Raw genomic sequence first — 1,947 nt, 5'->3', positions numbered from 1 at the left:
GATGATTTCCTTCGGACAAATAAGGAATATAAGGATTTCTTAAGGCACGTGATCGATAAGGTCGTAGGAAGAGAGTATTTTAATAAGGATTATATTGAAAAGATATGGAAATTACATTTGAAGGGAAAAAAGAACTATGCTACATTATTGGGTTTGTTAGTAACATTTGAGTTGTTTTTAGAAAAGTTTGCGGATGTCTAAGAAAGATTTGATATGAATAGGATAATTAAAATTAATATATAATGATATAATAAGAATAGATAATATATAACCTAATATAAATAAATTAAAAGTAGAGAGAAAAATGAAAATCATCCTTGAAAACTACTGGAAGTTTTTCAAAAATAATAATTTACAGATACAAAGAGATATTAGAAAACTTCCTTTAGGCAAAATTAAAAAAATTCAATGGGAAAGACTTAAAAAACTCCTAGATTATGTTTTTAATAACAATGAATTTTATAGAGATTATTTTGAATCCGTAAATCTAAAACCTAATGATATAAAAAAACCAGCGGATATGTTGAAACTTCCGACGACTGAAAAAAAAACATATAGAGAATATTTTGAAAAAATTATATCAAAGGACACTGATGAAAAAGATTGTATTGTGTCTTGTACTTCTGGTTCTTCAGGTGAACCATTTAAATTTTATGTTGATAGAATTAGGGAAAGCCCATATTTATTTGCAGCTTATGTACTAAATAAAGAATCGATGGGAATCAATCCATTCAAGAAGATAAATGAGATGGAAATAAAGACAGAACCAAGAAATGAAGTCAAGAATTTAAAAGCGAACATTCCAAGAAGAGGACGGGATCGTCTAAAATACTTGTTTCTCTCAGAAATTATTGGCATAAATGCACATAATATTATACGTAAAAATATTAATGACCTTGTTAGAATAATCAGAGAGAACAAAATTGAAAGTATATATGGATATTCGTCATCGATTTTATCGCTTGCAGGGTATCTCTCCAGTTGTAACACTACGTTAAACATGCAGTATGTAATTACTATTGGGGAGGGTTTACTTAAACAACAAAGAGGTTTTATCTCTAAAATTTTCAATTGCCCTGTCTATTTGGATTATAGTGCCTCTGAATGTATGCGTATGGGATCTGAATGTAAATTTCAAAATGGATATCATATGGATATCTATAACTATTATTTTGAATATTTAAAGGGTGGAAGATATGCAAAGAACAACGAAACTGGAGAGATCATTGTTACAAACTTGAATAATTATGTATTCCCTTTTATCAGATACAAGATAGGTGACGCAGCACTACTGTCGAATCGATTGTGTAAATGTGGAAATAATCTACCAATGGTTAAAGAAATCCATGGGAGAATAACAGATATAATTATAACTCCAAACAAAAAGGAAATTTCAAGTGGATTAATTAATGTACCATTTGAACATTTGCATAGATATATTAGACAATATCAAGTTATTCAGGTTAATGATGATGAATTATTATTAAAAATTGTTCCAACTAATATGATGACAAAAGAGAAGCTAAATGACATTAAAAAATATATTTTTGATTTAACTGATAAAAGTATGAAGGTTACAGTAAAACTTGTAGAAGAAATTGCTGTTGGAGAATCTGGGAAAAAAAGAGTGGTGATATCAAAAAAAGAATATCAGAAAATGAAAAACGATGGTAGAAAACAATGAAAGCATTTGGAGGAAAATTGCAAGATAAAAAGGAGAGATTTATATTAAATAGTAATATATATAAATATAGTAAATTTTTATTATTCTATTAAAACAAGTAAAAAGTATATGGGTAGTAACAAAAATCAAGAAAACGAAGTGAGATAAAAAAAAATGACAGCGATTTTTGGATACTTCTCTCAAAATATCCAGAAAAAAAATACCATAAACAAGGTATTAAACACACTAAACGAGATAGATTACAACATCACAGAATCAACCCT

Annotated in this window: 2 protein-coding genes; both read left to right on the top strand. The window is 27.9% G+C overall.

What is annotated here, in order from left to right; genetic code table 11:
• On the top strand, positions 1-201 hold a 201-nt coding region (locus KJA15_00765; protein ID MBZ9571858.1), incomplete at its 5' end, for a hypothetical protein.
• Between the two features lie 103 nt (positions 202-304).
• Complete coding sequence (locus KJA15_00760) at positions 305-1,684, top strand: phenylacetate--CoA ligase family protein (GenBank protein ID MBZ9571857.1); 1,380 nt, start codon at positions 305-307, stop codon at positions 1,682-1,684.
• Positions 1,685-1,947: the final 263 nt, after the last annotated feature.

The organism is Patescibacteria group bacterium, assembly GCA_020148145.1.
Taxonomy (GTDB): Bacteria; Patescibacteriota; Minisyncoccia; order Minisyncoccales; family JAHCRE01; genus JAHCRE01.
This window is presented reverse-complemented; position numbering and strand designations above follow the sequence as displayed.

Coding starts and splice junctions, on each gene's coding strand:
- KJA15_00760 (MBZ9571857.1), top strand. CDS start 305: ATGAAAATCATCCTTGAAAACTACTGGAAGTTTTTCAAAAATAATAAT.